A 25251-nucleotide genomic window follows, 5' to 3' on the forward strand; every position below is an offset into this window, starting at 1 on the left:
TCCTCAGGGGGTGGGTGGGGTGACGGACAACAGGAACTCGACGGGGGTCGGGCTGTCGTTGAGATAGCGGTGCGGGTGCCGGGAGTCGATCGTGATCGCCTCCCCCTGGCCGACGGTGTAGCTCACCTCGGAGACGACCACGGTCAGCTCACCGGTGAGGACGTAGACGCACTCGACGGCCTCGTGTGCCCACGGCTCGTCGCTGGAGGACTCCCCGGGCTCGAGCGTCGAGCGCAGGACCTCCAGCTGACCGTTGCTGGAGGAGACGCGTTCGTACTGCACCCGCCCCTGGGGGGAGACGATGCGCGAGCGCGCTCCGGGCCTGCTGACGTGCACGCTGGGCACGGCGTCGTCGTGAAAGAGCTCGGCGACGGACTGGCCGAAGACGCCCGCCAGCGTGCGGAGCGAGCGGAGGCTGGGCTCGGTGACCCCCCGCTCGATCTGGCTGAGCATGGTGACCGACAGGCCGGAGCGCTCGGCGAGGGCGCGCAGCGTCATCCCGTTCGCGGTCCGGAGGCGCTTGAGACGTGACCCGATCATGGCGCTGACCTTACAGTCACAGTGTTCATCCGTTCGTCGCTCCACCGGGCCACAGCAGCACCTGCCGTGCAGTGCAGCCGCAAGCGCGCTGCATACTGTCGGCTCTCATTGCACTGACACTGTACATTCGGTCTCCGAGGCGAGTACAGTGCCACCGCACTGCCCTCACACGTGCTCAACGATGACGCTGGAAGGATGAACCCGATGGACGACACCACGTCGCTGGAGTTCCGGGGAGGGTGGACCGTGGCATTCCTGCCGGTCCTCATCTTCCTGGCGTTCTGCGTCACCTACTTCGTTGTGCTCGATGCGTTCGACATGACCGCCCTGGCGATGGGTGGGCTCGTCGCGCTCCTGGTCGGCGCGATGCTCGCGACGGACTACACGCGCTTCTGGGACCACGCGATGAAGGGCATCGGCAGCCCGACCTCGGTGACGATCATCGTCATCCTCATGGTCGTCGGCATGCTGTCCCAGCTGATCAAGGACACGAACGTCTCCAGCGGGTTCGTGTGGATCGCGGACATGGTCGGCCTCAGCGGAGCCCTGCTCACGCTGTTCACGTTCGTCGCGGTCGGGCTCGTGGCCATGGCCACCGGCTCCTCGATCGGGACCATGTTCACGGCCTTCCCGATCTTCTATCCCGCGGGCGTGCTGCTGGGAGCCGACCCGGCCTTCCTCGCGGGCGCCATCGTCTCCGGCGCGATCCTCGGCGACAACCTCGCCCCCATCTCCGACACCACCATCATCTCGGCGACCAACCAGCGCTTCCGGCGCAAGGAGGGCTCGGCGGACATCGGCGGCGTCGTGCGCTCCCGGGCGAAGTATGCCGCGATCGCTGCGGTGGTCTCGGCGGTGGGGTTCTACCTCTTCGGTGGCACCGGCGGTTCAGGCAGCTTCAGCTCCGAGGTGGTCGGCGCGACCGCGGACCCGGCCGGTCTCATCATGCTCATCCCGGTCGGCATCATGGTCGTCGTCGCCTTCGTGACCCGGGACATCTTCAAGGCCGTCACCGTCGGGCTCATCCTGGGCTCGATCACCGCCGTGGCGACCAACCTGCTCGCCCCGAGCGACATCGTCGGCGCGACGGACGGCGCCCCCACCGGCTTCCTGGTCGCCGGTGTGCAGAACATGCTGCCCACGGTAGCTCTCGTGATCGCGGTCTTCGGCATCATGGGCGTCCTCACCGGTGCCGGTGTCCTCGACCGTGCCGTGACCGCCCTGTCCACCGGCCGCCTCAGCAACACACCCCGCGGCGCCGAGATCGCAATCGGTGGTGGCATCACCCTGACGACGCTGCTCTTCGGCGGCGTCAACTCGGCCTCCATGATGACCTTCGGCCCCGTCGTGGACGAGCTGGGCGCGCGCCACCAGCTCCACCCCTACCGCCGCAGCAACGTGATGGACTGCTTCGCCATGGGCATCTCCTCGGTGGTCCCCGGAGTGAGTGCCTTCCTGCTGATCGGTGCGATGCTCACGGCCGGTCACGAGGGCGTGCCGGAGGTCGGCATGACCAGCCTGTTCGTGGCGGTGCTCTATCCCCTGGTCCTCACGGTCGTCATGATCGTCGCGGTGCTCACCGGCTGGGGCCGTCGTTTCGAGGGACCTGACGGCGAGCCGGTGCGCGAGCAGCCCGCGCCGGTGGCGGCGGCTGCAGAGGTCAGCTGAACCTACCTGGCCTCCGTCACCAGCGACTCGAACTCGTCGACAGTCATGACGTGTCCCGTCGTCGCGCCGACCACCGTCAGGATCGTGCGGTGCAGATCCTCGGCCTTGACGGCTCCGTATCCGATGTCGGGGTAGTCGTACGTGCCGATGGCGTCGGAGAGGAACGCAACCCGGTAGCCGCGGTACATCGCATCTCGCGCGGTGGCCAGGCAGCAGTCCTCCGACGTGGCGCCGGCGATGGCGACGTCCTTGATGCCGTTGCTGCGCAGGAGCAGGTCCATGTTGGTCTGGAAGAAGCCGCTGTACCGCTGCTTCCGGACGACGAGGTCACCGTCTTGAGGAGCGACCTCATCGAAGACCTGTGACCCACGCTGACCCTCGATGAGCGCCGCCCCCTCGCCGAGCCCTGGATAGATCTGTGCGAACAGACCCATGTCCGAGCCGTCTGCGTCGTGCGCGTGACGGGTGTAGATGAGCTGGATGCCGCGGTCTCGACAGAAGGTGATGAGCTCCTTGAGTCGAGGCAGGTTCTGGTACGCCATCGGCGTATCCAGCGGAGCACCGGGCTCGACGAAGTCGTTCTGCAGGTCGAGGAGCAACAGAGCAGTCGTCTTCGGGTTGAGTGCATCGATCTTGAGAGACACTGCGACCTCCTTGTCACATTTCCACTCTGGTGCGAGCGCGTATCACCCGACCCTAGCCCGCCTCCGACCAGGCTGACCGAGGCGCGGTGCTCCGCGGCGAGACGGTGCCCTCCTCGACGCCACTGCGCTCCTCGGTCTCCCGGGTGACGTTGCGACACATCCACGCTCGCTCAGGCGGTCTCCTTCAGAACCCGCGAGAGGAATGTACGGGTCCGCGGGTCGCTGGGGTCGCTGAGGATCTCGCTGGGGGGTCCCTTCTCGACCACGAGCCCGCCATCCATGAAGACCGCCGTGTCCGCGACCTCTCGAGCGAATGAGATCTCGTGGGTGACGACGATCATCGTCATGCCAGACCGCGCGAGGTCCTGGATCACTGTGAGCACCTCCCCGACAAGCTCTGGGTCCAGCGCGGATGTGGGCTCGTCGAACAGCATGAGTGCCGGATGCATCGCGAGTGCGCGAGCAATGGCAACACGCTGCTGCTGACCGCCGGAGAGCATGGCCGGGTACGCGGCCGGTTTGTCGGCCAGGCCGACACGCTCCAGCAGCTCGAGAGCCTCGCGCTTGACCTCCTTCCTGGGCCGCTTCGCCACGTAGATGGGCGCCTCCATCACGTTCTCCAACACCGTTCGGTGGGCGAACAGGTTGAACCGCTGGAACACCATGCCGATGTTCTGACGCTGCCGGGCGGCCTGGCGCGAAGTCATCGGCAGGAGGTGATCGCGGCGGCGCTCATAACCGATCCGCTCCCCACCAACATGGATCTCACCGTCGTTGAGGCCTTCGAGGTGGTTGATGCACCGCAGCAGTGTCGACTTGCCCGAACCGGAGCGCCCGAGCAGGACACACACCTCGCCCTGGTCCACGTCCAGATCGATGCCCTTGAGCACCTCGAGGGAGCCGAAGCTCTTGTGCACACCCCGGATCCTCACCAGTGGCTCGGTGGTCTTCTCTCTCATCGTGCCTCCAGGCTGGATCGGGCCTCGGACCGGCCGAAGTGTCTCTCCAGGTAGTACTGACCGACGCTGAGGACCGACGTGATCAGCAGGTACCACAGGGACGCCGTGATCAGTAGCGGGATCGTCTGATAGTTCACGGCGTAGATCAGCTGGGCGCTGTACAGCAGCTCCGGATAGGCCAGTACGGCCACCAGGGAGCTGGTCTTGAGCATCCCGATCAGTTGGTTGCCCGTCGGCGGGATGATCACCCGCATGGCCTGCGGCAGCACCACGCGCCGCGTGGTCAGCCCGTCCGGCATGCCCAGGGCGGTGGCCGCCTCGGACTGGCCGCGGTCCACCGACTTGATCCCGGCCCTGACGATCTCGGCCATATAGGCAGCCTCGTTGAGACCCAGCCCCAACACCGCCGCGATATAGGGCGTGATCAGGTCGTTGGCAGACATCTCCAACCAGGCGGGTCCCCCGAACGGCAGACCGAGGATGAGTTTCGGGTACAACGCGGAGATCGATCCCCAGAACAGGAGCTGGACGAACACCGGGGTGCCACGGAAGAACCAGATGTAGGCCCAGGCGATGCTCTGCACGAACCGGTTCCGCGACATGTGCATCAGTGCGAGGATCACGCCCAGCACGATGCCGATGGCCATGGACAGGGCGGTCAGGTGCAGCGTCCGGACGAGACCGGAGAGTATCCGGGGGGACGTGAAGTACTCGAAGACGATGGGCCAGCCGAAGTTCTCGTTGTTGACCACCGAGAACGCGCCGGCGGCGACCACCAACCCGAGGACGGCGATCAGGGCCCACTGGACCAGCTTTGGCCGTTTGCGAATGGGCAGACTGCTCTCCCCGATCGGATCGGCCGTCGCGGACGCCATCACTCCAGGGGCTCGCCGTTGATCAGGACCTGATCAATGGCGGCGTCTTCCATGCCCCACTTCTCCAGGACCTTCAGGTACGACCCATCGTCCATGATCGCCTGCATGGCGACGGCCAGCGGCTGCGCGAGCTCGCTGTCCTTGATGACTGCAATGCCGTGGTAGACCGCGCCGTAGGGCTGACCGGTGAGCTCGAACTTGCCGTCGGACTCAGTGACCTGCCACGACGCCACCGGGGTATCGGCGATGGAGACGTCGGCACGAGCCGAGGCCAGGGCGCTGTTCGCGGCGTTCTGGTCCGGGAAGACCTGCACCTCCACGGGTTCCTTGCCAGCGGCCACGCACTCCTGCGACGCGGTGTCCGCGTCGGTCTGCTGCACCGTGCCCTTCTGCACGGCCACGCGGAGCCCGCACAGTTCCTCCAAGGACTCCGGGCGCGCCTCGGACTCGGCAGGCACGAACATCGAGGAGCCGTCCTCGCTGTAGTCGATGAAGTCGACGACCTGCCTCCGCTCCTCCGTGTCGTTCATCCACGACATCCCCGCGTCGTACTTGCCGCCCTGGAGGCCGGGGATGATCGAGTCGAAGCTCGCGTTCTCCACGCGGAGCTCGATGCCCAGCTCGGCGCTGAGGAGCTCGGCGAGCTCGTGGTCCAGTCCGACGATGGTGACGCCGTCCTCGTCCATGAAGCCGATCGGTGGGTAGGACGCATCACCGGCGACGGTGATGTAGCCCTGCTCCTTGATCTCGTCCGGCAACAGTGCGGCAGCCTCGCCGCCATCGCCGTCGCCCGCAGGGGCAGCGGTGCCCTCGGACTCCTGGCTGTCCGCGTCGGAACTGTCATCGGAGGTCGCGTCCCCGCCGCATGCCATGAGCGTGAGGGACAACCCGGCCGCGAGCACGGCGATCCGGGTGCCGAAGAACTTTGGTCGGGCCATCGTCTCGTCTCCTTGCCTCTAGATGGGATTGGTTGCCATCTAGTGGGAATTCCTACATGATGTGGGTACGTTACTCAGCACCCGACGGGACCGCAAGAGTTGCGAGCGATTTGCCGACAGCCAACAGACGGAGACATGCATGGAGGACGACCAGGGGCGGCGCGGCCGACATGCCGAGGTCATCGTCATCGGCGCCGGCGTGATCGGTGTCTCCACGGCGCTCGCCCTCGTCCGCCACGGCCACGACGTGCTGGTCATCGACCGCGGAAGCGCCGTCGGGCACGGCTCGACAAGCTCCTCCGCCGGCATCATCCGCTTGCACGCTGACGATCCGGTCTCCTGCTCCCTAGCCATGGAGGCACTACCGTTGTGGGAGGGATGGCGTGACTTCCTGAGGGCGCCCGCCGACGAGGAGATCGCCGAGTTCGTGCGGTGCGGCACGGTGATCCTTGATCACGGCAACGGCTCAACGGACCGGTATGCGGAGGTGCTGGCTTCGTGCGGCGCTGAGGCAGAGCACCTGGACACAGCTGGACTCCTCGAACTCGCCCCGTATCTCGATGTCCACCGTTTCGGGCCTCCCGTCGACGTCGCCGACGATGCCTTCTGGTCAGAACCGGATGGACTCCTCCGCGGTGCCCTGCACACCCCGGCCAGCGGATACGTCGGTGATCCCGCACTGGCCGCCAAGAACATGGCGGACGCCGCGGCTCGAGGAGGCGCACGGTTCAGGATGCGAAGCGAGGTGATCGGGTGTGACCGCGGGCCGGGCACGTGGACACTGCATCTCGCAGACGGGACCGTCCTGACGGCTGAGGTCGTGGTCAATGCGGCGGGCCCTCACTCGTCACACATCAACACACTGGCTGCCGTACGAGACGACTTCACCGTGACGGTCCGGCAGCTCCGTGAGGAACTGCACCACGTCCCGGCACCCGCAGCAGTCGACCTCCGGCGCCACGGTGTGCACGTCGTGGACGGCGACCTCGGGATCAACTTCCGCCCTGAAGGAGACGGGGCGTTCCTCGTCGGGAGCAACGGCGCCGAGTGCGATCCGGTGACAACCGTCGAGGACCCCGACGACTTCCCCACGGAGGTGTCGGTGACGTCGTGGGACCGTCAGGTGCTGCGCCTGGCGCGGCGGGTCCGCGGACTCACCGTCCCTCACCGGCCGCGGGGGGTCGTCGGTCTCTACGACGCGACCGAGGACTGGGTCCCGATCTACGACACCACGGCTCGTGAGGGGTTCGTGGTGGCGATGGGAAGCAGTGGCAACCAGTTCAAGACGGCGCCTGCCGTCGGGGACCTGATGCGCCAGATCGTCGAGTCGGCGCTCGATGGGGAGGAGGCGCCCCCAGTTCTGCGCGGACCAACGACCGGCCACGAGTTCCCCGGGGCGGCGTTCTCCCGCCAACGAACCGCTGTGGCAGCAAGGAGCAGAGGATGAGCAGCACCACCCTTCGGCAGCGCCTCCTCGAGGAGTTCTTTCCGGGCAGCACACCTGCGAACTTCGTGGGCGGGCAGTGGGCGACAGGCGCCACAGAGGACGTCACCGACCCTTCGACCGGTATGCCGTACAGCACAGTCCCGCTGACGAGCCCAAGCGATCTGCGGTCGGCGGTGGACGCGGCGGAGCAGGCCCAGCCGGACTGGTCGCGGCGCCCGCTCGCTGAGCGCATCGAGTGCCTGCAGGCGTTTGCTGAGCTGCTGCGCGCGCACGGGCACGCACTCTCGGTGCTGGAGTCCGTCGACAGCGGCAATCCTCTGCCGGCGACCCGCCGGGACACCGGGTTGGCCCTGCGCTACCTGCGCGACTGGCCCGCCTGGGCCATTGCCCAGCAGGGACGGGCCTCCCGGCCCTTCGACGACGGCCTGAGCTATACGGTCCGCGAACCCTACGGCGTGGTGGGTCGCATCATCGCCTACAACCACCCGATGCTGTTCGCCGTCGCCGGGATGATCCTGCCGCTGCTCGCGGGCAACACGATGGTGATCAAGGCAGCGCCACAGACCCCGGTGGCGACCCTCGCGCTGGGCCGCCTGCTGCGAGAAGCCCTGCCGGACGGGGTCGTCAACCTCCTGACGGGCGACGGTGCCGCGGGTGATGCCCTGGTGACCGACCCGCGCGTGAAGCGCCTGTCCTTCGTAGGCAGCGAACAGACCGCCGTCACCATCCAGGGACGCCTGGGCGCCGGCGGTGCCGTGAAGCACTTCACCACCGAGCTGGGCGGCAAGAACGCGATGATCGTCGCCGATGACGTCGATCTGGACGAGGCCGCACAGGCCGCGGTGGCCGGCATGTCCCTCACTGTCAGCCAGGGCCAGAGCTGCCAGTCGACATCGCGACTGATCGCCCATGAGTCGATCATCGAGCCCCTGACGGCACGCGTCCGGAAACTGATGAGCGGGTTGTCCATGGGGGTCGCCTACCAGGATGGCGTCCAGATGGGCCCACTCGTCTCTGCACCACACCTGGACCGGGTGCGTGGCTTCCTGGCCGAGGCCGAGCAGGCGGGAGCGGATGTCGTGGAGTGCCCGACAGACGATGCGGCAGACCGGCCACAGGGCGGCTACTACCTCGCTCCCCATCTCGTTGTCGGTGCCGACCCATCCAGCCGAGTGGCCACGGAGGAGATCTTCGGGCCGGTCCTGAGCGTGCACCCGTTCACCACCGAGGACGAGGCCCTCGCCCTCGCCAACGAGGTGCGGCACGGCCTGAGCGCCGCCGTCTGGTCGCGCGACCTGGACCGCGCCCTGCGCCTCGCGCACGGTGTGGATGCTGGCTACGTCTGGGTCAATGATGCCAACCGTCACTATCCCGGTGCCCCGTTCGGCGGGATGAAGGGCAGCGGGGTCGGGCGCGAGGAGTGCCCCGAGGAGCTCGACAGCTATACCGAGCTGAAGGCCGTCAACGTGCGTATCCGTCCAGCGCCCGGAGGTGCCGCATGACCACGCGGCGGATGATCATCGGCATCACCGGCGCCAGCGGCGTCACCTACGGTGTGCGCCTTCTTGAGGAGCTACGGGTGCTGGGCATCGAGACCCACCTGGTGCTGTCCAAGGCCGCGCACCTCACGATCGACCACGAGCTCGACATCTCGGTGCGCCAGGTCAAGGAGCTGGCGGACGTCGTCCATCCGGTCCACGATGTGGCCGCATCCATCTCGTCGGGGTCCTTCCCGACGATGGGCATGATCATCGCCCCCTGCTCAGTGCGCAGTCTGGCCGAGGTGGCAACCGGGGTGACGACCACCTTGCTGAGCCGGGCTGCGGACGTGACTCTCAAGGAGCGACGACGGCTGACGCTACTCGTCCGGGAGACACCGCTCAGCCTGGTGCACATCCGCAACATGGCGGCCGTCACTGAGATGGGGGGCGTCATCTTCCCGCCCCTGCCGTCCTTCTACACCGCCCCGAACAGCATCGAGGATCTCGTCGACGGCACGGTCGGTCGGGTTCTCGATCTGTATGGGCTCGACTCACAGATCACGCCGCGCTGGGAGGGCACGCCGCCACCCCGCTATCCGAAAGGGATCACCTCATGAGCACCTTCACACTCACCGGAGACGACGTCGAGCTCCAGGACCTCGAACCTGCCTACGCCGGCCCGATCACCGTGTCGATCACAGACTCGGCCTGGACGAAGGTGGACGCTGCCCACGCCGTGATCGCCGGCGCCGTCGAGCGTGGCGACGTCGTCTATGGCGTGAACACCGGCTTCGGAAAGCTCGCCGACCGACGCATCTCCCCGGACGATCTGGAGGAGTTGCAGCGCCGCGTCATCGCGTCCCACATGACCGGCGTCGGAGATCCTCTGGAGCCTGCGCTGGTCCGCGCGACGATGCTCGTCAAGCTGATCGGCCTACTGCGTGGCCACTCCGGTGTGCGCCGCCTCGTCGTGCAGCAGATGGTCGACATGCTCAACCACGACGCCCTGCCGGTCATCCCCGGGCAGGGGTCCGTCGGAGCTTCCGGCGACCTCGCTCCCCTGTCCCACATGGCCGGCGCGATGATCGGTCTGGGACACATCCGCATCGGCGAGGAAACCATGAGTGCCGTGGACGGGCTCGCCGCCGTGGGGCTGGAGCCCATCGTCTTGGGCCCCAAGGAGGGCGTCGCCCTCATCAACGGCACGCAGGCCTCGACCGCGATCACCATCCGCGGGCTCTTCCGCGCCCAGGATGTGCTCAACGCCGCGGTCGCGGCCGGGGCGCTGACGACGGAGGCCACTGCCGGCCGACAGACAGCATTCGACGACCGCATCCAGCAGGTCCGTCGCCAACCAGGGCAGATCGCCGTGGCCGACCAGCTGCGCCGTCTCGTCGCGGACAGCGCAGTCCTCAGCGTGGAGTTCGAGGGGCGCCGCCTGCAGGACCCCTACTGCCTGCGCTGCCAGCCCCAGGTGATGGGCGCCGCCCTTGACCTGCTGGACTTTGCTGCCGGCACGCTGGGCCGGGAGGTCAACGCGGTGTCGGACAACCCGCTGATGTTCCCGGACGACGACATCGTGCTTTCCGGTGGCAACTTCCACGGTCAGCCCGTGGCCTTCGCCGCCGACGTCATCGCGATGGCACTCTGCGAGATCGGGTCGCTGTCTGAGCGCCGCACGGCCATGCTCATGGACACCTCGATGAGCGGCCTGCCCCCGTTCCTCATCGAGAGCGCCGGCCTGAGCTCGGGCTTCATGCTCGCCCAGGTGACCAGTGCCGCGCTCGTCGCGGAGAACCGATCCAGGGCGATGCCGAACAGCGTCGACAGCATTCCCACGTCGGCAGGCCAGGAGGACCACGTGTCCATGGCGACCCACGCGGGACTACGGCTGTCCGCGATGGGCCGCAACTCGGCATACGTCGTCGCGATCGAGTTGCTCTGTGCCGCCCAGGGACTCGACCTGCGCAACGGGGGGACCCCCGCTCCCGGACTGGCCAGCACCTACGACCTGGTGCGGTCCCTCGCCGACTTCCTCGAGGAGGACCGTGTGATGTCCCCCGACATGGAGGCGGTCTGCTCCGAGGTGCTCGGTGGGGCGTTCACGAAGGTCGTCGGAATCCGCGCAGGTGAGCGTCCATGAGTCCCGCGCCCGACCTGCGTGTCTTCCTCGACCAGCTGCGAGCCGGCGATGAGCTCATCGAGATCCACCGCGCGACGCGCACGGACGGTGAGATCAGCGCCATCGTCAAGGAGGTCGAGCCGGCAGGTGCACCTGCCGTGCTCTTCCACAACGTGGTGGGCTCCGACCTGCCGGTTGTCGCCGGTGTCTTTGGCACCCGTTCCCGGATCGCCTCCGCCGTAGGTCAACCACAGTACGGGCTGCTCGAGCACGCCCTCACTCTCATCGAGGAGGGTGGGCCCGCGCCCGTGACGGTCGCGCGAGACGTCGCACCGGTGCAACAGATAGTGCAGGATGCCGAGGATGTCGAACTCGCACGGCTCCCGTTCGGTGTGCACAGCAAGGACGACGCCGGCACCTACATCACCTCCGGTGTCGTCCTCGCCCGGGACGACCTGACCGGGACCATCAACACCGGCATGTACCGGATGATGATCACTGGTCGCCGCACGCTCACCGTCAATGCCGCCCCCGATCATGACCTGGGTCGGGTCATTGCCCGGGCGCGGGCGGCTGGGCGCCCGGTGGAGATCGCGATCGTCATCGGCCACCACCCGGCCTACGCCATCGCCTCCCAGCTCAAGAACCCCACGTCTGTCGACACCCACGAGCTGGTCGGGGCACTTCTCGGCGCGCCCCTGCGCGTCACACCCGGGGCGACCGTGGACCTACCGATCCCTGCCGACGCCGAGATCGTGCTCGAGGGCAGGGTCGACCCGACCAACATGGAGGCCGAGGGTCCGTTCGGGGAGTTCTCCTACTACTACGGTTCCGCCCAGGCACCGGTGTGCACGGTCACGGCGGTGACGCGACGTGCAGACGCGATCTTCCACGACCTGCACCCGACCCATGCCGAGCACCGCTGCCTCTGGCTGTTCCCCGGCCGGGAGGCCCGGCTGCTGCAGGCTGTGCGCAGGTCGGTGCCGGGCGTGCGCGACGTGCGGATCCCGTTCATGGGCGGCTCCCTCAGTGCCTACATCCAGGTGGAGAAGCAGAAGCAGGCCGACGGGACGCAGGCGATCCTGGCTGCACTCGCCTCGGATCACTTCATCAAGCACGTGTATGTCGTGGACGAGGACATCGATATCCACGACGACCAACAGGTGCTGTGGGCGCTGAATGTGCGCTTCCAGGCCGGCCGCGACCTGATGGTCCTACCGAATCAGAAGGGCATCCGGATGGACCCCAGTGCGCGGCGGGTCAACCCCGAGTCGGCTACGGAGCTCGTGACCGACAAACTCGGATTCGATGCCACCCGGCCGTTCTTCCCCGCCTTCCCCGATCGGGCGGACCGACCCGTTGCCGCCTACGCTGACGTGAATCTGGCCTCGTTCCTTGACGAGAATGATCTCGATCGGGTGCAGAGCTGGTTGTCCTTCCGCCAAGGTGCGGGTGAGTGAAACGAGGGTGGCGCGATGTCGAAGCCTGATTCTGCGGACGGTTCCCGCAACACACGCAGCGTGGAGCGAGCCCTGGACCTGCTTGATCTCGTCGCCCGCAGCGCAGACGGCACGACGTTGAGTTCGGCCGCCCGCGACGCCGAGTTGGCCACGAGCACGGCCGCCAGGCTCCTGCAGTCGCTCGCCGCGACAGACTTCGTCACCCGGGACGAGCACGGCCGCTATCGCGCGGGTCCTCGGCTCTATCAGATCGGCGCGTTGGCCGTCGGCAACCTCGCGATCTATTCGCTGTCGGAGCGTCATCTCAGGGGACTGGCCGAGGCGACGGGCGAGACCGCCTACGTCGGCCTCCCCGTGGAGGGTGCGAGCAAGTGCCTCTATCTGCGACAGGTGGAGAGTCCGCACGCCATCCGGCATGCCCACTGGGCAGGGCTGGTCATCGAGACACCCGGCACTGCCATTGGCGCCGCCCTCCATGACCAGGTGGGACCGGGAGGGTTCGTGCTGTCCCGTGCAACCAGGATCGAGCCCGACGCCGCTGCCGCCGCTGCGCCGGTGCGCGACACGTCTGGCTCCGTCATCGCCGCCCTATCGATCATCGGACCCTCATTCAGGCTGCCCGATGAGGAGCTCGAGCGGATCGGGGCGATCGTCGCGCAGAGCGCAGCGGACCTGTCCGAGGAGCTCGGTTATGTCGAGGACGCCTCGGCGCCCACTGATCACACTCACCCGATCTGGACTGTTGCTGGGGCGGCCACGCGACGCTGACCCACTCTGCCGGGGCCTCCCACCGGGCATCCCGGTGTCGCCTCCTACCCCAGCCGGTCACGGCACGACCGTCAGCCGGGCTGGCTCACGAGCGCCTGCCAACGCGTTCGCCGCGTCGCCTGTTCTGCCGGGTCAGGAACAGGAGCTGCAGCCAGCAGCTGCTGGGTGTACTCCTCCTGCGGCGAGGCGAGCACCGAGGCGGTCGGACCGAGTTCCACCAGCCGGCCGTCGCGGAGGACACCGACGCGATCGGCGACCATTCCCACCACCGCCAGGTCGTGCGTCACGAAGATCGCGGCGAAGGACAGTTCCCTGTGCAGCTCGGCAAAGACCTCGAGCACACGCGCCTGCACGGACACGTCCAGGGCGGAGGTCGGCTCGTCCGCAATGAGGAGTGCGGGGTCCAGGGCCAGCGCCCGGGCCAGGCTCGCGCGCTGTCGTTGTCCTCCCGAGAGCTCGTGCGGAAAGCGCCCGGACAGGGCAGGCGAGAGCTGCACCATGTCGAGAACGGACGCAACGCGAGCACGCAGCTGGGCCTCCGTCAGGTCTCGGCGGTGGACCCGCAGCGGCTCGGCGACGCAGTCGCCGATGCTCAGCTTGGGGTTGAAGCTGGTCGCCGGGTCCTGGAAGACGAAGCCGATCTGCTGTCGCAGTGGTCGGATATCGCGCTCTCGAGCCCCTCGGAACTCCTGGCCGAGGACCGTGAGTGAGCCGCCCGTCGGCCCCACCAACCCTGCCACGGCACGACTGATGGTGGTCTTCCCCGAGCCGGACTCACCCACGAGCCCCAACACCTCACCAGGAGCAACGCTGAAGGAGACGTGCCGGACGGCATGAACGGCGGGTCGCCCCAGCCGTCCAGGGAAGGTGATCGCCAGGCCCTCGGCCACCACCACAGGCGGTGCCTCCGCGTTGGGTGGGGTGCTCCGGATCGGTTCGCCCGCTGCGGCCCTCAGCCGAGGGACGGACGCCAGGAGCTCCCGGGTGTAGTCGTGCCGTGGTTGGGCGAAGAGGTCTGCGACGTCAGCGACCTCAACCAGCTCGCCGTGCCTCATCACTGCGACCCGGTCGGCCAGGTCGGCGACGACGCCCATGTTGTGGGTGATGAGGAGCACCGACCGCCCGAAGTCGTCCCGCAGCCTGCGAAGGACTTCCAGGACCTCGGCCTGCACCGTGACGTCCAGGGCTGTGGTCGGCTCGTCCGCGATGATCAGCTGCGCGTCGAGAGCCAGCGCCATCGCGATCACGACCCGCTGTTTCTGCCCGCCGGAGAGCTGATGCGGATAGAAGTCGACCCGTTGCTCCGGGTCCGGCAGTCCGACCTTGCGGAGCAGATCCACGGCACGCGCACGCGCGGCCCTGCGGCCGATGCGTTGGTGCGCCCGGATCCCGTCGGCGATCTGCCAACCGATGGGAAAGACCGGGTTCAGTGCCGTTGAGGGCTCCTGGAACACCATGGCGGCGGCGGAGCCTCGCAGCAGCCGGAGGTCCTCCCCCGACAGCGACAGGACGTCAGCGCCAGCAAGCGTGATCCGACCGGTGATGCGTGCGTTCTCCGGCACCATCTGGAGGATCGTGTGGGCGGTCACGGTCTTGCCCGATCCGGACTCGCCGACGAGGGCCACGATCTCTCCGCGGCCCACCTGCAGGTCCAGGCCGCGAACCGCTTCGACAACCCCCGAGTCGGTGTCGAAGCCGACGGTCACCTGCTCCAGTGACAGCACCGGCCCGGCGCCCTCTGATGTCCTCTCCTGCGTCACCTCACGCCTTCTTTCGTCCGCGGTGCCGACGACGCCGCAGCCGCGGGTCGGAGATGTCAGTCAGGCTCTCCCCGACCAGGGTGACCCCGAGCACGAGCAGCACGATGGCCGAGCCCGGGAAGACACCGGTCCACCAGATGCCGCTCGAGGTGTCGGCCACCGCCCGGTTGAGGTCATATCCCCACTCGGCTGCGGCCGTCGGGTCGATGCCGAAGCCCAGGAAGCCCAGGGCGGCGAGGGTCAGGATGGACTCGGCAGCGTTCAACGTGATGATGAGCGGTATCGAGCGCGTCGTGTTGCGCAGCACGTGGCGCCGCAGGATCCGCGTCCTGGGCATCCCGAAGACCCGGGCGGCCTCAACGAACGGCTCGGCCTTGACCTGCAGGGTCTCGGCGCGCACGACCCGGAAGAACTGCGGGATGAAGATCACCGAGATGGCGATGGCTGCGGAGAGCACCCCGCCGAAATAGCTGGACTGCCCGCCGGAGATCACGATCGACACCACGATCGCGAGCAGCAGCGCGGGAAAGGCGTACACGGCATCGGCCAACATCACCAGGACCCGGTCCAGTGGTCCCCCGAAGAACCCGGAGACCAGGCCGAGGCCGACGCCCAGCACCAGCGAGGCGCTGACCGCCATGAGGACGGTCAGCAGGGCGGTCCTCGTTCCCCACAGTGTCCGGGAGAACACGTCGTACCCACCGACAGTCGTGCCCCAGATGTGCTCCCCCGACGGTGGTGCGTGGCGGGGAAAGGGCCCCGCCGCGCCGCTCATCTGGGCGTGCGAGTACGGCGCCAGGAACGGGGCTAACACTGCGACGAGCACAATCCCCAGCACCAGGACCAGGCCCGCTATCAGCATCCCGCGCTGTAGGCCGGCACTGTGGCGCACGTGCCAGACAACGGGCAGGTCCGTCCACCCGCGCCGTTGCCGCGGTTCCTGCACGACGGTCGCCATCAGTACCTCACCCTCGGATCGATAAAGGCAGCGACGACGTCCACGAGGAAGTTGGTCAGCGCCACGATCACCGCGAGGAGCGCCACGATCCCCTGCACAGCCACGTAGTCGCGGGCAGCCAGGTAGCGAGCCAGCTCGAACCCGAGGCCGCGCCACTCAAAGGTGGTCTCGGTCAGGATCGCCCCACCCAGCATCAGGGCCAGCTGCATGCCCATCACGGTGACGATGGGGATCAAGGCGGGACGGTACGCGTGGGTGCGCACCAGTCGCGACTCCCGAACGCCTCGGGACCGCGCGGCGTCGACGTACGGCATGGACAGTGTGGAGATCATGTTGGTGCGCACGAGCCGGACGAAGACGCCGGCCGTGAGGAGGCCCAGTGCCACCGCCGGCAGCACCAGGTGACTGAAGACGTCCCCGATGAGGTCAGCCCGCCCGGTGCGCAGGGCGTCGACAGTCAGGAGTCCACTGGCCCCTGGAATGGTGCCGAGTGAGATCTGTGTCTGCGTGCTGGCCCGACCGCCCAGCGGCAGCCACCCGAGCCACACCGAGAAGACCAGTTTCAGGAGGAGGCCCGCGAAGAAGACCGGTGTGGCATAGGCGAGGATCGCCAGCACACGGAACACGGCGTCAGACGCCCGGTCCCGGTGGTAGGCCGCAAACCTCCCCAGAGGGATGCCGATCAGCATCGCCAGCAGTCCGGCATACACCGCCAGCTCCAGAGTGGCCGTGCCATAGGTGATCAGGACCTCGGTGATGGCCTGGTTATCGGTGGTCCGACCAAAATCTCCCCGCGCGAGATCGCCCAGGTAGTCGAGGTACTGCACCAGGATGGGCCGGTTGTAGCCCGCTTCTGTCAGTCGCTGCTCCAGCTGCTCGGCCGTGAGCCGCCCACCCATCGACGCGGTGATCGGGTCACCGGCGACGCGCATGACCACGAAGACCATGCTGACCAGGATGAGGACCGTGGGGAAGATCAGCAGGAAGCGAAGCAGCACGTAGCGGCCCAGGCTCCCCACACCACGCAGCCGTCCGGGACTCTCGACCTGGTCCGGAGTGACTGTCATGCGTTCAATCAGTCTTGCTCAGCAGCCCGACCCGGAAGCGGAAGGAGGGGTCCTGGGTCTCCTCCACGCCCTGGACGTTGCTGCGGGCGACGATGACGTCCTGGCCCTGGAGGAGCGGGACGATCGGCAGGTAGTCCGCCAGGGCGTCCTGGGCCTGCCCGAGCAGGTCGGCCCGCGCCGCGGCGTCGGTCTCCAGCCGCGACTGCTCAATGAGCTCGTTGGTCGTCGGGTCCTCGTTGGCCTTGCCGAGGATGGACTCCACCGCGTCCGACCCGTAGACGAGGTTGAGGTAGTTGTCCGCATCGGGGTAGTCGGTGAACCAGCCCAGCTGGTACAGCGGGTACTCGTCGTTCCGGTAGCCGTTGCTGTACTCGCTCCAGACCGTCGACTGCACATTGACGGTGAACAGGCCGTCCGCCTCCAGCTGGGACTTGATCATCGCGTACTCGTCCGCGGCCGACTCGCCGTAGTGGTCGTTGTTGTACTGCAGGTTCAACGTCACCGGGGTCTCGACCCCTGCCTCGGAGAGCCGGTCGGCCGCGCGCTCGGCATCCGGCCCCCCGCTTCCGTCACCGTAGGCGTCGAGGTAGGAGTCGACGGCTCCGTCCAGGGCGGAGGGCACGACACTGTAGACGGGCTGGTAGGTCCCCTGGTACACGTCCTCGGCCAGCGCCTCCCGGTCGACCAGGTCCGCGACCGCCTGCCGCACCGCGAGGGCCTTGTCCGGGTCGGGCTCGTCCGTGGCTGAACCGTATGGCGCGGTCTCGGCGTTGAAGACGAAGTACCTCAGCTCGGCGCCGGGGCCAAGATGCACCTTCACACCGTCCTTGTTCGCCAGGTCGGCGACGGCGGTGGCTCCGAGGGTGCGGTAGGCAACGTCGACCTGCCCCTGCTCGATGTCCAGTTTCAGGTTGCTCGCGTCCGTGTAGTACTGGAACGTCACGTCCTTGGTCTGAGCAGACCCGAGCAGGCCGTCGTACAAGTCGTTGCGCGTCATGACGGCATGCTGGTTGGCGCTGTAGTTCGTCATCGCGTACTGCCCACCGAAGGCGTTCGCCTCGACGATCTCCGCGTCCGTGGCCAGGTTGTCGGCCGGGAACGACTCCTCGTCCAGGATGTAGCCCGCCGGGCTGGTGAGGATCTGCGGCCACAGGACGTTGTTGTCAGAGTTCAGGAGGAACACGACCGTGTGGTCGTCAGGCGTCTCGATCGACTTCAGGTCGCCGAGCAGCTGGGCCGGACCGTTGGGGTCATTGATCCCCACCAGCCGCTCGAAGCTGAACTTGACGTCCGAGGCGGTCAGGTCGTTGCCGTTGGCGAACTTCTGGTCCGGACGGATCGTCACGGTGTACTCGTCGGGGGCGGTGAACTCTGCTGTCTCAGCGACATCAGGCACCGGATCGGTGGAGCCCGGCTCCGAGGTCAGCAGCCAGCGATAGATCTGGCCGTGGAGCACGGCAGAGCCCAGGTCCCAGCTACCAGCCGGGTCGAGCGCGGTCACGACATCCGTCGTGCCCACGGTCAGGCTGTCTGCTTGTGCCCCGGAGGCCGTGGACGCGTCGCTGGTGTCCCCGTCCGCCTCGCCGGCCACCTCGGCACACGCAGCGAGCGGGAGCACACTGGCGGCAGCCAGGACGAAGAACGTGCGCACAGAAGTCATGGTTTCTCCTTGAGACAGAGGGCGAGAGATTGCCAGAGGTTCAGTCGAGGGCGTCGGCGACACGGTCGCCGGCCATCACGGCGACCACAGCGTCCTCATCCACGAAGTCGGCGGGGTCGGTGCGGTCCAGTCGGAACGAGGTCGGCGAGACGAACGGCTCGTGCCCGAGCACCATCTCAGCCACGAGCCGACCCATGCCGGGCCCGTGGGTGACGCCTGACTCGTTGTCGCCGCTCAGGGCAAACAGGCCCGGGGCGCTGGGCACGGCCCCGGCGTAGAGGTTGCCGTCTGCGCTGTAGACAGGCATGCCCTGGATCGTGGTGACCGCGGCCTGCCCGGCCAGTGTCGGGAACACCTCGGCCACCTGTGGTTGGGCGGCTTGTTGTGCCTCAATCAGCTCGGCAGCCACCGGCCGGCCGATGCTGGTGTCCACACCCTCGAGGAGTGACGCTCGACGGTAGGCGCTGCCAACACCCCAGGACCAGGCACCGTGCAGCTCGCGGATCCACAGCCCCAGTTCCGGGCACTGGATCGTGGGCAGGTCAGCGGGCACCCCGACGTCGGCCGACACCATGCGGGTCGCCACGACCGGCACGAGGGGCAGCTGCTGGCCCAGTGGCGTCAGAAGGTCATTCACCCACGCACCGCACGCCAGGATCACGACGTCCGCTGAGATGTCGCCCTGAGTGGTGGTCACACCCGTCACCCGGCCGTCGGCGTCCCGCAGGATGCCCGTCACGGCGGTCGAGAACCGCAGGTCTGCATCAGCTGCGCGCAGCTCCTCGAGCATGGCGAGCACAGCCTTGCCGGTCGTCACCTGGATGCCCTCGGGCATCAGCACCCCACCGGCAACCTTGTCCGTGTTCACCGCACCAGAGGTCAGGCCGTTGATCTCCTCGGGAGTCACCGCGCGAGTGCCGGGCAGCCTGGCCGGGTGCTCAAGGAGGCCGGCCTGCAACCAGCTGTACTTCTCCGGCGTCAGGGCCAGCACCAGGTTGCCCCGGGCAGAGAAGTCGATGTCGTGCCCTCGTGCGTCGAGGTCTGTATAGAAGTCGACTCCGTAGGTCTCGAGGGGCACACAGTCCGGGTGCAGCCTGCGGTTCGTGTCAGCAGCAAACGCCGCGACGAACCCGGCGCCGGCCGGCGTGGTGCCCGCGAGGGGCTCGCCCGCGTCCACCACTGTGACCTTGGTGGCTCCCAGGCGTGCGAGGTGCAGGGCTGCTGACGCCCCGACAATTCCGGCGCCGACCACGCAGATAGCGGGGGAATCGGTGTGACCAACCATGAGGACATGTTTCCGCCCTCACCAGGGCGGGCGCGACAGCGTCCAGACGGAGATCGCGCGGCCGACCTTCGACTGCAGTAGAAGATGAACTCACCTCACGGCTGCGCTGGAACGGCCAGGTAGTGATCCAGCCAGCACAGCAGGTGCGCCACGAAGTGTGCGGTGTCGGGAAAGTCCTTGATGCCGTGGCCCTGCGAGGGGTACAGCACCAACGCCGTCGGCGTACCCTGCTCCCGAAGTGCCTGGTGGAGGAGGATCGCCTGTTCCGGAGGCGTGGTCTTGTCGAGCAGGCCCGCCGTCAGCAGTGTCGGCGTGGTCGCCCCGGCAACGTGGTGGATCGCGCTCCGGCTCCTGTACTCGCCGTCCACCGCATGCACGTCGTCGCGGACAAAGAGCCGGTCGAAGTCCGGGATGTCAGAGCAGTAGTGCTGGCTCACCATGTCCACCGAGGGCGAGGTGGGGATGGCCGCCGCAAAGCGGTCGGAGCTCACAGCCAGCCAGGCTGCCATCATGCCGCCGTAGCTGTTGCCGGTCACAGCGACGCGGGTCGGGTCCACGAGGCCCTGGCGAGCCAGATGGTCCACGCCACTGATGATGTCGTCGACATCCGCGCCCACCATGTCGCCCCGCACCCGGTTGATGAAGTCCTGGCCTCGGCCCTGGCTGCCTCGTGGGTTCGGGTAGAAGCTGGCATACCCGCGGGCGGCGAGCAGGGTGACGTAGGGGTAGCGGTCAAAGTTCGCCACACCCCACCGGTTCCGCCAGGCCGAGACCGGGCCACCATGAACATTCACCAGCAGCGGAAAGGGCCCCTCCCCCGCCGGCGTCACCAGAAGCCCCTCGATGCGTAGGCCGTCCGGAGCCGTCCAGGAGACCTCGTGCAACCGTGGGTTCGCCGCCAGGTACGCGTCCGCGCCCGGGTGCCGCAGGTCGAGCACCGTGTCGACCTCGACGCGGCCGGGCGCCGCCGACTCCGTGACCACGACCACCTGCGGATAGCGGGTGAACGACTCGCAGACGCCGTGCAGGCGACCCCGCTCGTCGAAGGCCCCCGAAGGCCCCAGGTTGGCACCCATCGTCTCGGTCGACTGCCACAGGACCGAGGAGGTGCTCGCGGCCCCGTCACCCAGGTGGATGCGGCCCGCCACGGTCGACAGGCCTCGCAACCCCAGGTAGCCCAGGACGTCTCCGGCACTACTCAGGGCCGTGACATCGGCGACCGCCGGGTGGAGCCGCTCGACCGTGCCGTCACCGTCGATGACGATGACGTCTCCGGCGACGACGTTGCGGTCGCTGGCGATACCTTCGATGACCAGCAGGCGCCCGGCGTGCGCCAGCGGGTAGGCCAGCTGGCTCTCCTGCACCGGGCGGTAGGCCGTGCTGACCTGACCTGTCGGCAGGTGGATCCGACCGAGGTATGCCGTGTACCACCCGGTCTCCCCGGCCTGGTCAGAGACGATGGCGACCAGGTGATCTGCGTCGATCCAGCTCACCGACCACACCTCACGGTTGCCCAGGTCGACCTGCCTGGAGGTCCCGGTCCCGGCGTCCACCACCGTCAGCGTGCGTGGTGCCTGCGGTTCGTCGGTGTAGACCTGTGGCGGGTGAGACGCGGACGTCCCGGTCGCCGCCTGGCCGAGCACCCGTGCCGCCACGGGTGGAGCGACGTCGAAGTTGCTGGGCTGCTCACGAGAACAGACCACTGCGAACCGCGCGCCCTCGCCGGCCTGGTCGGCATACCCAGCAACGTGCTGGGCAGGGCCCGGAAGTGCGGTGCTGAGCAGCGTGGCACCGGCAGGGTCGACCACGGTGAACGTCGGCGCCCCCTGTCCGCCCGTGCCACCGACCCCGAGGACGGTGCCTGCCCACGCCAGGGCGGTGGGACGCAGGGCCAGGTTGCGCGAGGTCCTCTGCGACGTGTTCACGATGGTGACGACGGCGGTGGATCGTTGGTCCAGCGAGTCGATCACCCGCCCGACCCCGGCGCTGTGTGCCCCGTCGCTGCTCACCTGAAGGCCGGTGATCATGCTCACGACCCCCAGGGCTGGCCCTTCGGCCGCAGCGAGCCAGTTGTCGACGTAGTTCTGGGTGGCAGCGATGTCCGCGAAGACCGACATGGCTCAAACCTAGGTCGCGGAGAACAGCCAGCCCACCTGCCCGGGACGCAAGCCCACCGTCGGGACCCCTACTCGTGTCGAAGACCCGAGCTGCCTCTGCGCAGCCGGGCCATGGCCAGCCCGGTGTGCACTGCTGTGCGCACCCTGCCGTCGCGCAGATCGAGGCCGGTGATCTCGGTGAAGCGGCGGAGCCGGTAGTACAGGCTGGTTCGGTGGATGTTGAGCGCGGCGATGGCACCGTGCACATCCGAGCCGTGGTCCAGGTAGACCTCGACGGTGGACACGATGTCCGCCTGCGCCGGATCCTGGAGCGCCTCCCACAGCTGCGGCGGCAGAAGGTCCGCGAGGTCGGCCTCCGGTGGAAGGAGCGTCAGCATCTGGTAGACGCCGAGATCGGCCCAGGTGGCGCTCGTGCCGAAGGCGCCCGTCGCCCGCACGACGGCAAGCGTCGCGCACGCCTGCTCCCTGCTCCGCCAGGCCTCGGTCAGCCCGCCGACCGGGCCGCCGATCCCGGCCAGCACGGGGACGGGGAGTCCGTGTTGCGGTGCTGCCGCGAGCAGCCCGTCCGCCACCCGGGCAGCCAGCCCGGGCCGCCCGTCGTCCAGGGAGAGGACCAGGAGGGCATAGTCGTCCGTCAGTGCCGTGAGGACCGGGCGGCCGCTGTGCCGTGAGGCTGTGCGCTGCAGGTGAAGCTGCAACGGCGTGGCCTGGGCCGGTGGACACGGATGATCCAGGGCGAGCGCGAGCGTGCAGACCTGCCCTGAGAAGTCCAGCATTCCGCCCAGGGTGTGGGCCGCCTGTGCCCGGATGGTGGAGGCCTCCAGGAAGAGGTCCTCCGTCAGGGAACCGAGCAGCAGCTGCTCGCTGTCGGCCGGGAGTCCGCCTCGCCCCATCACCCTCGCGGCGGCCCGCGCCGCGTCGGCGATCGCCGCGAGCTGCTCGTCGGTCAGGGAGTAGTCCTCGTCGATCAGCCACAGGTAACCCAGTGTGCGTCCCTGCCAGCGCAACGGCGCACACACTCTCGACACGACGCCGAGGTGCGGGTTCTCCGGGAGCCGAACCAGGTCCTCGGGGGCGGTCGCAACGATCCCGAGGGCCCACTCGACCACAGCGGCTTCCGCCCGCAGGTACATGATCGACTGGCGCCGGCACTCGTCGACGGAGCCGTGGTGCGGCGTGTGCACGAGCAGCCGCAGGCTCGGGTCATCGATCGCGACGGCGCGGGAGACGCGTCGCGCCAGGGACTGGGCAATGCCATCCAGGTCAGCAAGCACGGCGCTCAGTGTGTCATCGGCTCCGGAGCGCTCTGGCACAGGCAGCCGCGCGTTTGTGTTGACACAAAGCGACCCCCCGGCTACCTTTGTGGCAACACAAACAGGGAGGGTTCACCCCATGCTCAACGACGCGATCGTCATCCTGGTGGTCGGCGCGGCCGCACTCCTGCTGCCGCTCAGCAGCGCCTACCGCTCGCGCCTGCGCCGCAAGCTGACGCGGCAGGCCGAGGCCACCGTCCCTCCCGAGCAGGAGGCGGCCCTCGAGACCCGCGTCACGCGTCGGGCCAGGGCGATGGGCGCCGGCATCCTGCTCGCCGGGGTTGCCGCCCTCCTGCTCAGCGGTCTCTGGGACGGAGCCGACCAAGCATCGGGTGGGTTCTTTGTGCTGTCGATCATGTTCGTCGCCGGCGCCGCCGGTCTCGCGCTGGCCGACATCTGGTGGCCGGGCACCACGACAGATGGTCCGCGCACCGCGCGTGCCACGTCGCCAACAGCCGAGGACTACCTGCCGCCGCAGTCCCGACGCGCGGCTCACCTCTTCGCCTGGAGTGGTCTGGTCGCCCTGACCACGACGCTGCTCCTCAGCCGCTCCGAGTGGTTCGACGCAGCGACCGTCCTGCACAGCCCGGTGCCCCTGCTCGCCGTCGCCATCCCGGTGCTGCTTCTGCTGTCGTGGCTCGCGACCCGACGGGTCCTCGCCGCCCCGCAACCCGCCCGGGACGAGGCCGAGCTCTACTGGCAGGACGCCGTCCGCGCCCAGACCCTGACCTCACTGTCGGTGGCCGCTCCGTTCGTCGGCCTGTTCGCCCTCGTGATCTGCGGCAGCGTCCTGGACGACGCCGCGTCCACCGCAGCCGTCGCGGCGGGGCAGGTCGGCCCGGCCTGGAGCCTGTGGTTGCTCATCGCCGGCTATGTCCTCCCGTTCGCCCTGGTCCTGGGGGTCGCCGCCGTCGCCACCACCCGGAACGGGCAGTGGAACGAGATGCGGCACTACCGCGAGCGCCTCTGGGGTGGGCAGCCGCCGCGCGCCGAGGTCGAGAGGGTGCGTGCCTAGTGCTCCGCATCGACCCGGCCTCCCCTGAGCCTCCGTTCGCCCAGCTCCACGAGCAGATCCTCGCCCAGGTCTCCCACGGCATACTCGCGCCGGGTGACCGCCTGCCCACGGTGCGCCGCCTCGCCGGCGACCTCGGCATCGCCCCCAACACGGTCGCCCGCGCCTACCGGGAGCTGGAGGCCGACGGCGTCCTCGAGGGCAGGGGCCGGGCCGGGACGTTTGTCCGGGCGACCATGGCGGCCGGGCAGGCTGCCCCCGCGGCCGCCTCGGCCCGGGCTGCGGCGCAGAGGTATGCCGAGGCGACCCGCTCCCTGGGTGTCACCCCGGCCGAGGCGCTGGCTCTGGTGCGTCAGGCGCTCGGCGCCTGACAGTGCGGCCGGAGACTGGCTGTGCGGGCGGCCGTGGCTGCAGCGCGACCAAGGGTAGACACATTGTCCACCGGCGGTAGACTTCTACCATGAGCCTCAACATCAAGAATCCCACCACGCACCGGCTCGTGCGCGAGCTCGCAGCGGCGACGGGCCAGTCGCAGACGGCCGCGGTCGAGGACGCCGTGCGGAGGCGTCTCCAGGAGCTGCGCTCTGCCGGTGGAGGGTCACCCGGACAGCAACAGAGGCGTGGCCAGGCGAGCCAGATCGCTGCGGCCTTCCGCGCGGACCTGTCCGACGAGGACCTCCGTCACATCAGGAGTGCGGATGCCTGGCTCTACGACGACCAGGGTCTCCCCCGGTGATCCTCGACACCTCCGCACTCGTCGCGATCCTGACTGACGAGGAGGACAGCGAGCTCCTGCTGAACGTCGCGACCGATGCACCGCGCCTGCGGATGAGTGCCGCCACCGCGCTGGAGGCCTCGATCGTCCTGGACAGCCGCTCATCACCTCAACAGCGTCGACGACTCGACGACCTCCTCACCGTCCTCGAGGTCGAGATCGTGCCCTTCGACGCCACGCACTGGGCTATCGCCCGCGACGCCTATCGCGACTTCGGCAAGGGGTCGGGCCACCCCGCCCGCCTGAACATGGGCGACTGCTATGCCTACGCCCTGCACCGCGCCACGGGCGAGCCGCTGCTCTACGTCGGCGACGACTTCGCCCGGGCCGGTGTCGCCCGAGTGGCGGAGTGAGCTGGTCGACTCATCGGACCCGGCATCACCGCGGGCAGCCCAGGAGGGG

The 25251-nt window shown here is 68.4% G+C and carries 23 protein-coding genes; 11 read left to right on the forward strand and 12 right to left on the reverse strand.

Annotated features, from left to right (window positions below; translation table 11 throughout):
* Positions 1-3: 3 nt before the first annotated feature.
* A complete protein-coding gene (locus DA085_RS05065) occupies positions 4-540 on the reverse strand; it encodes a helix-turn-helix domain-containing protein (protein WP_109471870.1) in 537 nt (178 codons plus the stop codon).
* A 300-nt stretch (positions 541-840) separates the two neighbouring features.
* On the opposite strand from DA085_RS05065, the gene DA085_RS05070 reads away from it, so the two are divergent.
* On the forward strand, positions 841-2208 hold the full coding sequence (locus tag DA085_RS05070) for a Na+/H+ antiporter NhaC family protein (protein ID WP_419866501.1): 1368 nt from the start codon (positions 841-843) through the stop codon (positions 2206-2208).
* Between the two features lie 2 nt (positions 2209-2210).
* Here the strand turns inward: DA085_RS05070 and DA085_RS05075 are convergent, their stop codons facing one another.
* The 4 genes from DA085_RS05075 to DA085_RS05090 all read right to left on the reverse strand — a co-directional run bounded on the left by DA085_RS05075 (position 2211) and on the right by DA085_RS05090 (position 5624).
* Positions 2211-2852 (reverse strand): cysteine hydrolase family protein, encoded by a 642-nt coding sequence (locus DA085_RS05075; RefSeq protein ID WP_109471872.1) that lies wholly within the window; start codon positions 2850-2852, stop codon positions 2211-2213.
* Between the two features lie 170 nt (positions 2853-3022).
* Positions 3023-3811: an amino acid ABC transporter ATP-binding protein gene (locus DA085_RS05080; protein WP_109471873.1), complete on the reverse strand. Its 789-nt coding sequence runs from the start codon at positions 3809-3811 to the stop codon at positions 3023-3025.
* Positions 3808-4686: an amino acid ABC transporter permease gene (locus DA085_RS05085; RefSeq protein WP_109471874.1), complete on the reverse strand. Its 879-nt coding sequence runs from the start codon at positions 4684-4686 to the stop codon at positions 3808-3810. Before DA085_RS05085 ends, DA085_RS05080 begins: the two co-directional genes overlap by 4 nt.
* The gene (locus DA085_RS05090) at positions 4686-5624 is read right to left on the reverse strand and encodes an ABC transporter substrate-binding protein (protein ID WP_202619110.1); all 939 of its coding nucleotides are present in this window, start codon (positions 5622-5624) and stop codon (positions 4686-4688) included. The genes DA085_RS05085 and DA085_RS05090 overlap by 1 nt, the downstream gene beginning before the upstream one ends.
* Positions 5625-5763: 139 nt before the next feature.
* Between DA085_RS05090 and DA085_RS05095 the strand changes: the two genes are divergently transcribed.
* The 6 genes from DA085_RS05095 to DA085_RS05120 are packed head-to-tail and all read left to right on the forward strand — an operon-like array spanning position 5764 to position 12902.
* Entirely contained in the window at positions 5764-7071 is a 1308-nt protein-coding gene (locus DA085_RS05095; RefSeq protein WP_109471875.1) for an NAD(P)/FAD-dependent oxidoreductase, read from the forward strand.
* Positions 7068-8573, forward strand: a complete 1506-nt coding sequence (locus DA085_RS05100; protein ID WP_109471876.1) for an aldehyde dehydrogenase family protein — start codon at positions 7068-7070, stop codon at positions 8571-8573. Before DA085_RS05095 ends, DA085_RS05100 begins: the two co-directional genes overlap by 4 nt.
* Complete coding sequence (locus DA085_RS05105; RefSeq protein ID WP_202619111.1) at positions 8570-9169, forward strand: UbiX family flavin prenyltransferase; 600 nt, start codon at positions 8570-8572, stop codon at positions 9167-9169. The genes DA085_RS05100 and DA085_RS05105 overlap by 4 nt, the downstream gene beginning before the upstream one ends.
* Positions 9166-10695 carry a histidine ammonia-lyase gene (gene hutH / locus DA085_RS05110; protein WP_109471877.1) on the forward strand — a complete coding sequence of 510 codons (1530 nt, stop codon included), beginning with the start codon at positions 9166-9168 and terminating at the stop codon, positions 10693-10695. The genes DA085_RS05105 and hutH overlap by 4 nt, the downstream gene beginning before the upstream one ends.
* Positions 10692-12134 carry a UbiD family decarboxylase gene (locus DA085_RS05115; protein WP_109471878.1) on the forward strand — a complete coding sequence of 481 codons (1443 nt, stop codon included), beginning with the start codon at positions 10692-10694 and terminating at the stop codon, positions 12132-12134. The genes hutH and DA085_RS05115 overlap by 4 nt, the downstream gene beginning before the upstream one ends.
* Positions 12135-12149: 15 nt before the next feature.
* A complete protein-coding gene (locus DA085_RS05120) occupies positions 12150-12902 on the forward strand; it encodes an IclR family transcriptional regulator (RefSeq protein ID WP_109471879.1) in 753 nt (250 codons plus the stop codon).
* A 71-nt stretch (positions 12903-12973) separates the two neighbouring features.
* On the opposite strand, the gene DA085_RS05125 is transcribed toward DA085_RS05120, so the two are convergent.
* The 7 genes from DA085_RS05125 to DA085_RS05155 all read right to left on the reverse strand — a co-directional run bounded on the left by DA085_RS05125 (position 12974) and on the right by DA085_RS05155 (position 23023).
* Positions 12974-14662 (reverse strand): dipeptide ABC transporter ATP-binding protein, encoded by a 1689-nt coding sequence (locus DA085_RS05125; RefSeq protein WP_202619112.1) that lies wholly within the window; start codon positions 14660-14662, stop codon positions 12974-12976.
* 1 nt (position 14663) lies between these two features.
* The gene (locus DA085_RS05130) at positions 14664-15620 is read right to left on the reverse strand and encodes an ABC transporter permease (RefSeq protein WP_109471881.1); all 957 of its coding nucleotides are present in this window, start codon (positions 15618-15620) and stop codon (positions 14664-14666) included.
* Positions 15620-16687, reverse strand: coding sequence for an ABC transporter permease (locus DA085_RS05135; protein ID WP_109471882.1), 1068 nt, complete (start codon positions 16685-16687; stop codon positions 15620-15622). Before DA085_RS05135 ends, DA085_RS05130 begins: the two co-directional genes overlap by 1 nt.
* A gap of 4 nt (positions 16688-16691) precedes the next feature.
* Complete coding sequence (locus DA085_RS05140; RefSeq protein WP_109471883.1) at positions 16692-18347, reverse strand: ABC transporter substrate-binding protein; 1656 nt, start codon at positions 18345-18347, stop codon at positions 16692-16694.
* Between the two features lie 40 nt (positions 18348-18387).
* Positions 18388-19632, reverse strand: coding sequence for an NAD(P)/FAD-dependent oxidoreductase (locus DA085_RS05145; protein WP_109471884.1), 1245 nt, complete (start codon positions 19630-19632; stop codon positions 18388-18390).
* Positions 19633-19727: 95 nt separating this feature from the next.
* Entirely contained in the window at positions 19728-21749 is a 2022-nt protein-coding gene (locus DA085_RS05150; protein WP_109471885.1) for an alpha/beta hydrolase family protein, read from the reverse strand.
* 68 nt (positions 21750-21817) lie between these two features.
* Positions 21818-23023, reverse strand: a complete 1206-nt coding sequence (locus DA085_RS05155) for a PucR family transcriptional regulator (protein WP_109471886.1) — start codon at positions 23021-23023, stop codon at positions 21818-21820.
* A 118-nt stretch (positions 23024-23141) separates the two neighbouring features.
* Between DA085_RS05155 and DA085_RS05160 the strand changes: the two genes are divergently transcribed.
* From DA085_RS05160 to DA085_RS05175, 4 genes are all read left to right on the forward strand, one after another.
* Complete coding sequence (locus tag DA085_RS05160; RefSeq protein WP_109471887.1) at positions 23142-24077, forward strand: hypothetical protein; 936 nt, start codon at positions 23142-23144, stop codon at positions 24075-24077.
* On the forward strand, positions 24077-24445 hold the full coding sequence (locus DA085_RS05165) for a GntR family transcriptional regulator (protein WP_109471888.1): 369 nt from the start codon (positions 24077-24079) through the stop codon (positions 24443-24445). The genes DA085_RS05160 and DA085_RS05165 overlap by 1 nt, the downstream gene beginning before the upstream one ends.
* Before the next feature lie 89 nt (positions 24446-24534).
* Positions 24535-24810 (forward strand): type II toxin-antitoxin system VapB family antitoxin, encoded by a 276-nt coding sequence (locus DA085_RS05170; RefSeq protein ID WP_109471889.1) that lies wholly within the window; start codon positions 24535-24537, stop codon positions 24808-24810.
* On the forward strand, positions 24807-25202 hold the full coding sequence (locus DA085_RS05175) for a type II toxin-antitoxin system VapC family toxin (RefSeq protein WP_109471890.1): 396 nt from the start codon (positions 24807-24809) through the stop codon (positions 25200-25202). The genes DA085_RS05170 and DA085_RS05175 overlap by 4 nt, the downstream gene beginning before the upstream one ends.
* The last annotated feature ends 49 nt before the right edge of the window (positions 25203-25251 follow it).

The organism is Ornithinimicrobium cavernae (assembly GCF_003121625.1).
Lineage (GTDB): Bacteria > Actinomycetota > Actinomycetes > Actinomycetales > Dermatophilaceae > Ornithinicoccus > Ornithinicoccus cavernae.

Bases quoted from the DNA above. Each gene is read 5' to 3' on its own strand.
- DA085_RS05065 (WP_109471870.1), bottom strand. From the start codon at position 540: ATGATCGGGTCACGTCTCAAGCGCCTCCGGACCGCGAACGGGATGACG.
- DA085_RS05080 (WP_109471873.1), bottom strand. From the start codon at position 3,811: ATGAGAGAGAAGACCACCGAGCCACTGGTGAGGATCCGGGGTGTGCAC.
- DA085_RS05085 (WP_109471874.1), bottom strand. From the start codon at position 4,686: ATGGCGTCCGCGACGGCCGATCCGATCGGGGAGAGCAGTCTGCCCATT.
- DA085_RS05090 (WP_202619110.1), bottom strand. From the start codon at position 5,624: ATGGCCCGACCAAAGTTCTTCGGCACCCGGATCGCCGTGCTCGCGGCC.
- DA085_RS05095 (WP_109471875.1), top strand. From the start codon at position 5,764: ATGGAGGACGACCAGGGGCGGCGCGGCCGACATGCCGAGGTCATCGTC.
- DA085_RS05100 (WP_109471876.1), top strand. From the start codon at position 7,068: ATGAGCAGCACCACCCTTCGGCAGCGCCTCCTCGAGGAGTTCTTTCCG.
- DA085_RS05105 (WP_202619111.1), top strand. From the start codon at position 8,570: ATGACCACGCGGCGGATGATCATCGGCATCACCGGCGCCAGCGGCGTC.
- hutH (WP_109471877.1), top strand. From the start codon at position 9,166: ATGAGCACCTTCACACTCACCGGAGACGACGTCGAGCTCCAGGACCTC.
- DA085_RS05115 (WP_109471878.1), top strand. From the start codon at position 10,692: ATGAGTCCCGCGCCCGACCTGCGTGTCTTCCTCGACCAGCTGCGAGCC.
- DA085_RS05120 (WP_109471879.1), top strand. From the start codon at position 12,150: ATGTCGAAGCCTGATTCTGCGGACGGTTCCCGCAACACACGCAGCGTG.
- DA085_RS05130 (WP_109471881.1), bottom strand. From the start codon at position 15,620: ATGGCGACCGTCGTGCAGGAACCGCGGCAACGGCGCGGGTGGACGGAC.
- DA085_RS05135 (WP_109471882.1), bottom strand. From the start codon at position 16,687: ATGACAGTCACTCCGGACCAGGTCGAGAGTCCCGGACGGCTGCGTGGT.
- DA085_RS05140 (WP_109471883.1), bottom strand. From the start codon at position 18,347: ATGACTTCTGTGCGCACGTTCTTCGTCCTGGCTGCCGCCAGTGTGCTC.
- DA085_RS05145 (WP_109471884.1), bottom strand. From the start codon at position 19,632: ATGGTTGGTCACACCGATTCCCCCGCTATCTGCGTGGTCGGCGCCGGA.
- DA085_RS05150 (WP_109471885.1), bottom strand. From the start codon at position 21,749: ATGTCGGTCTTCGCGGACATCGCTGCCACCCAGAACTACGTCGACAAC.
- DA085_RS05160 (WP_109471887.1), top strand. From the start codon at position 23,142: ATGCTCAACGACGCGATCGTCATCCTGGTGGTCGGCGCGGCCGCACTC.
- DA085_RS05170 (WP_109471889.1), top strand. From the start codon at position 24,535: ATGAGCCTCAACATCAAGAATCCCACCACGCACCGGCTCGTGCGCGAG.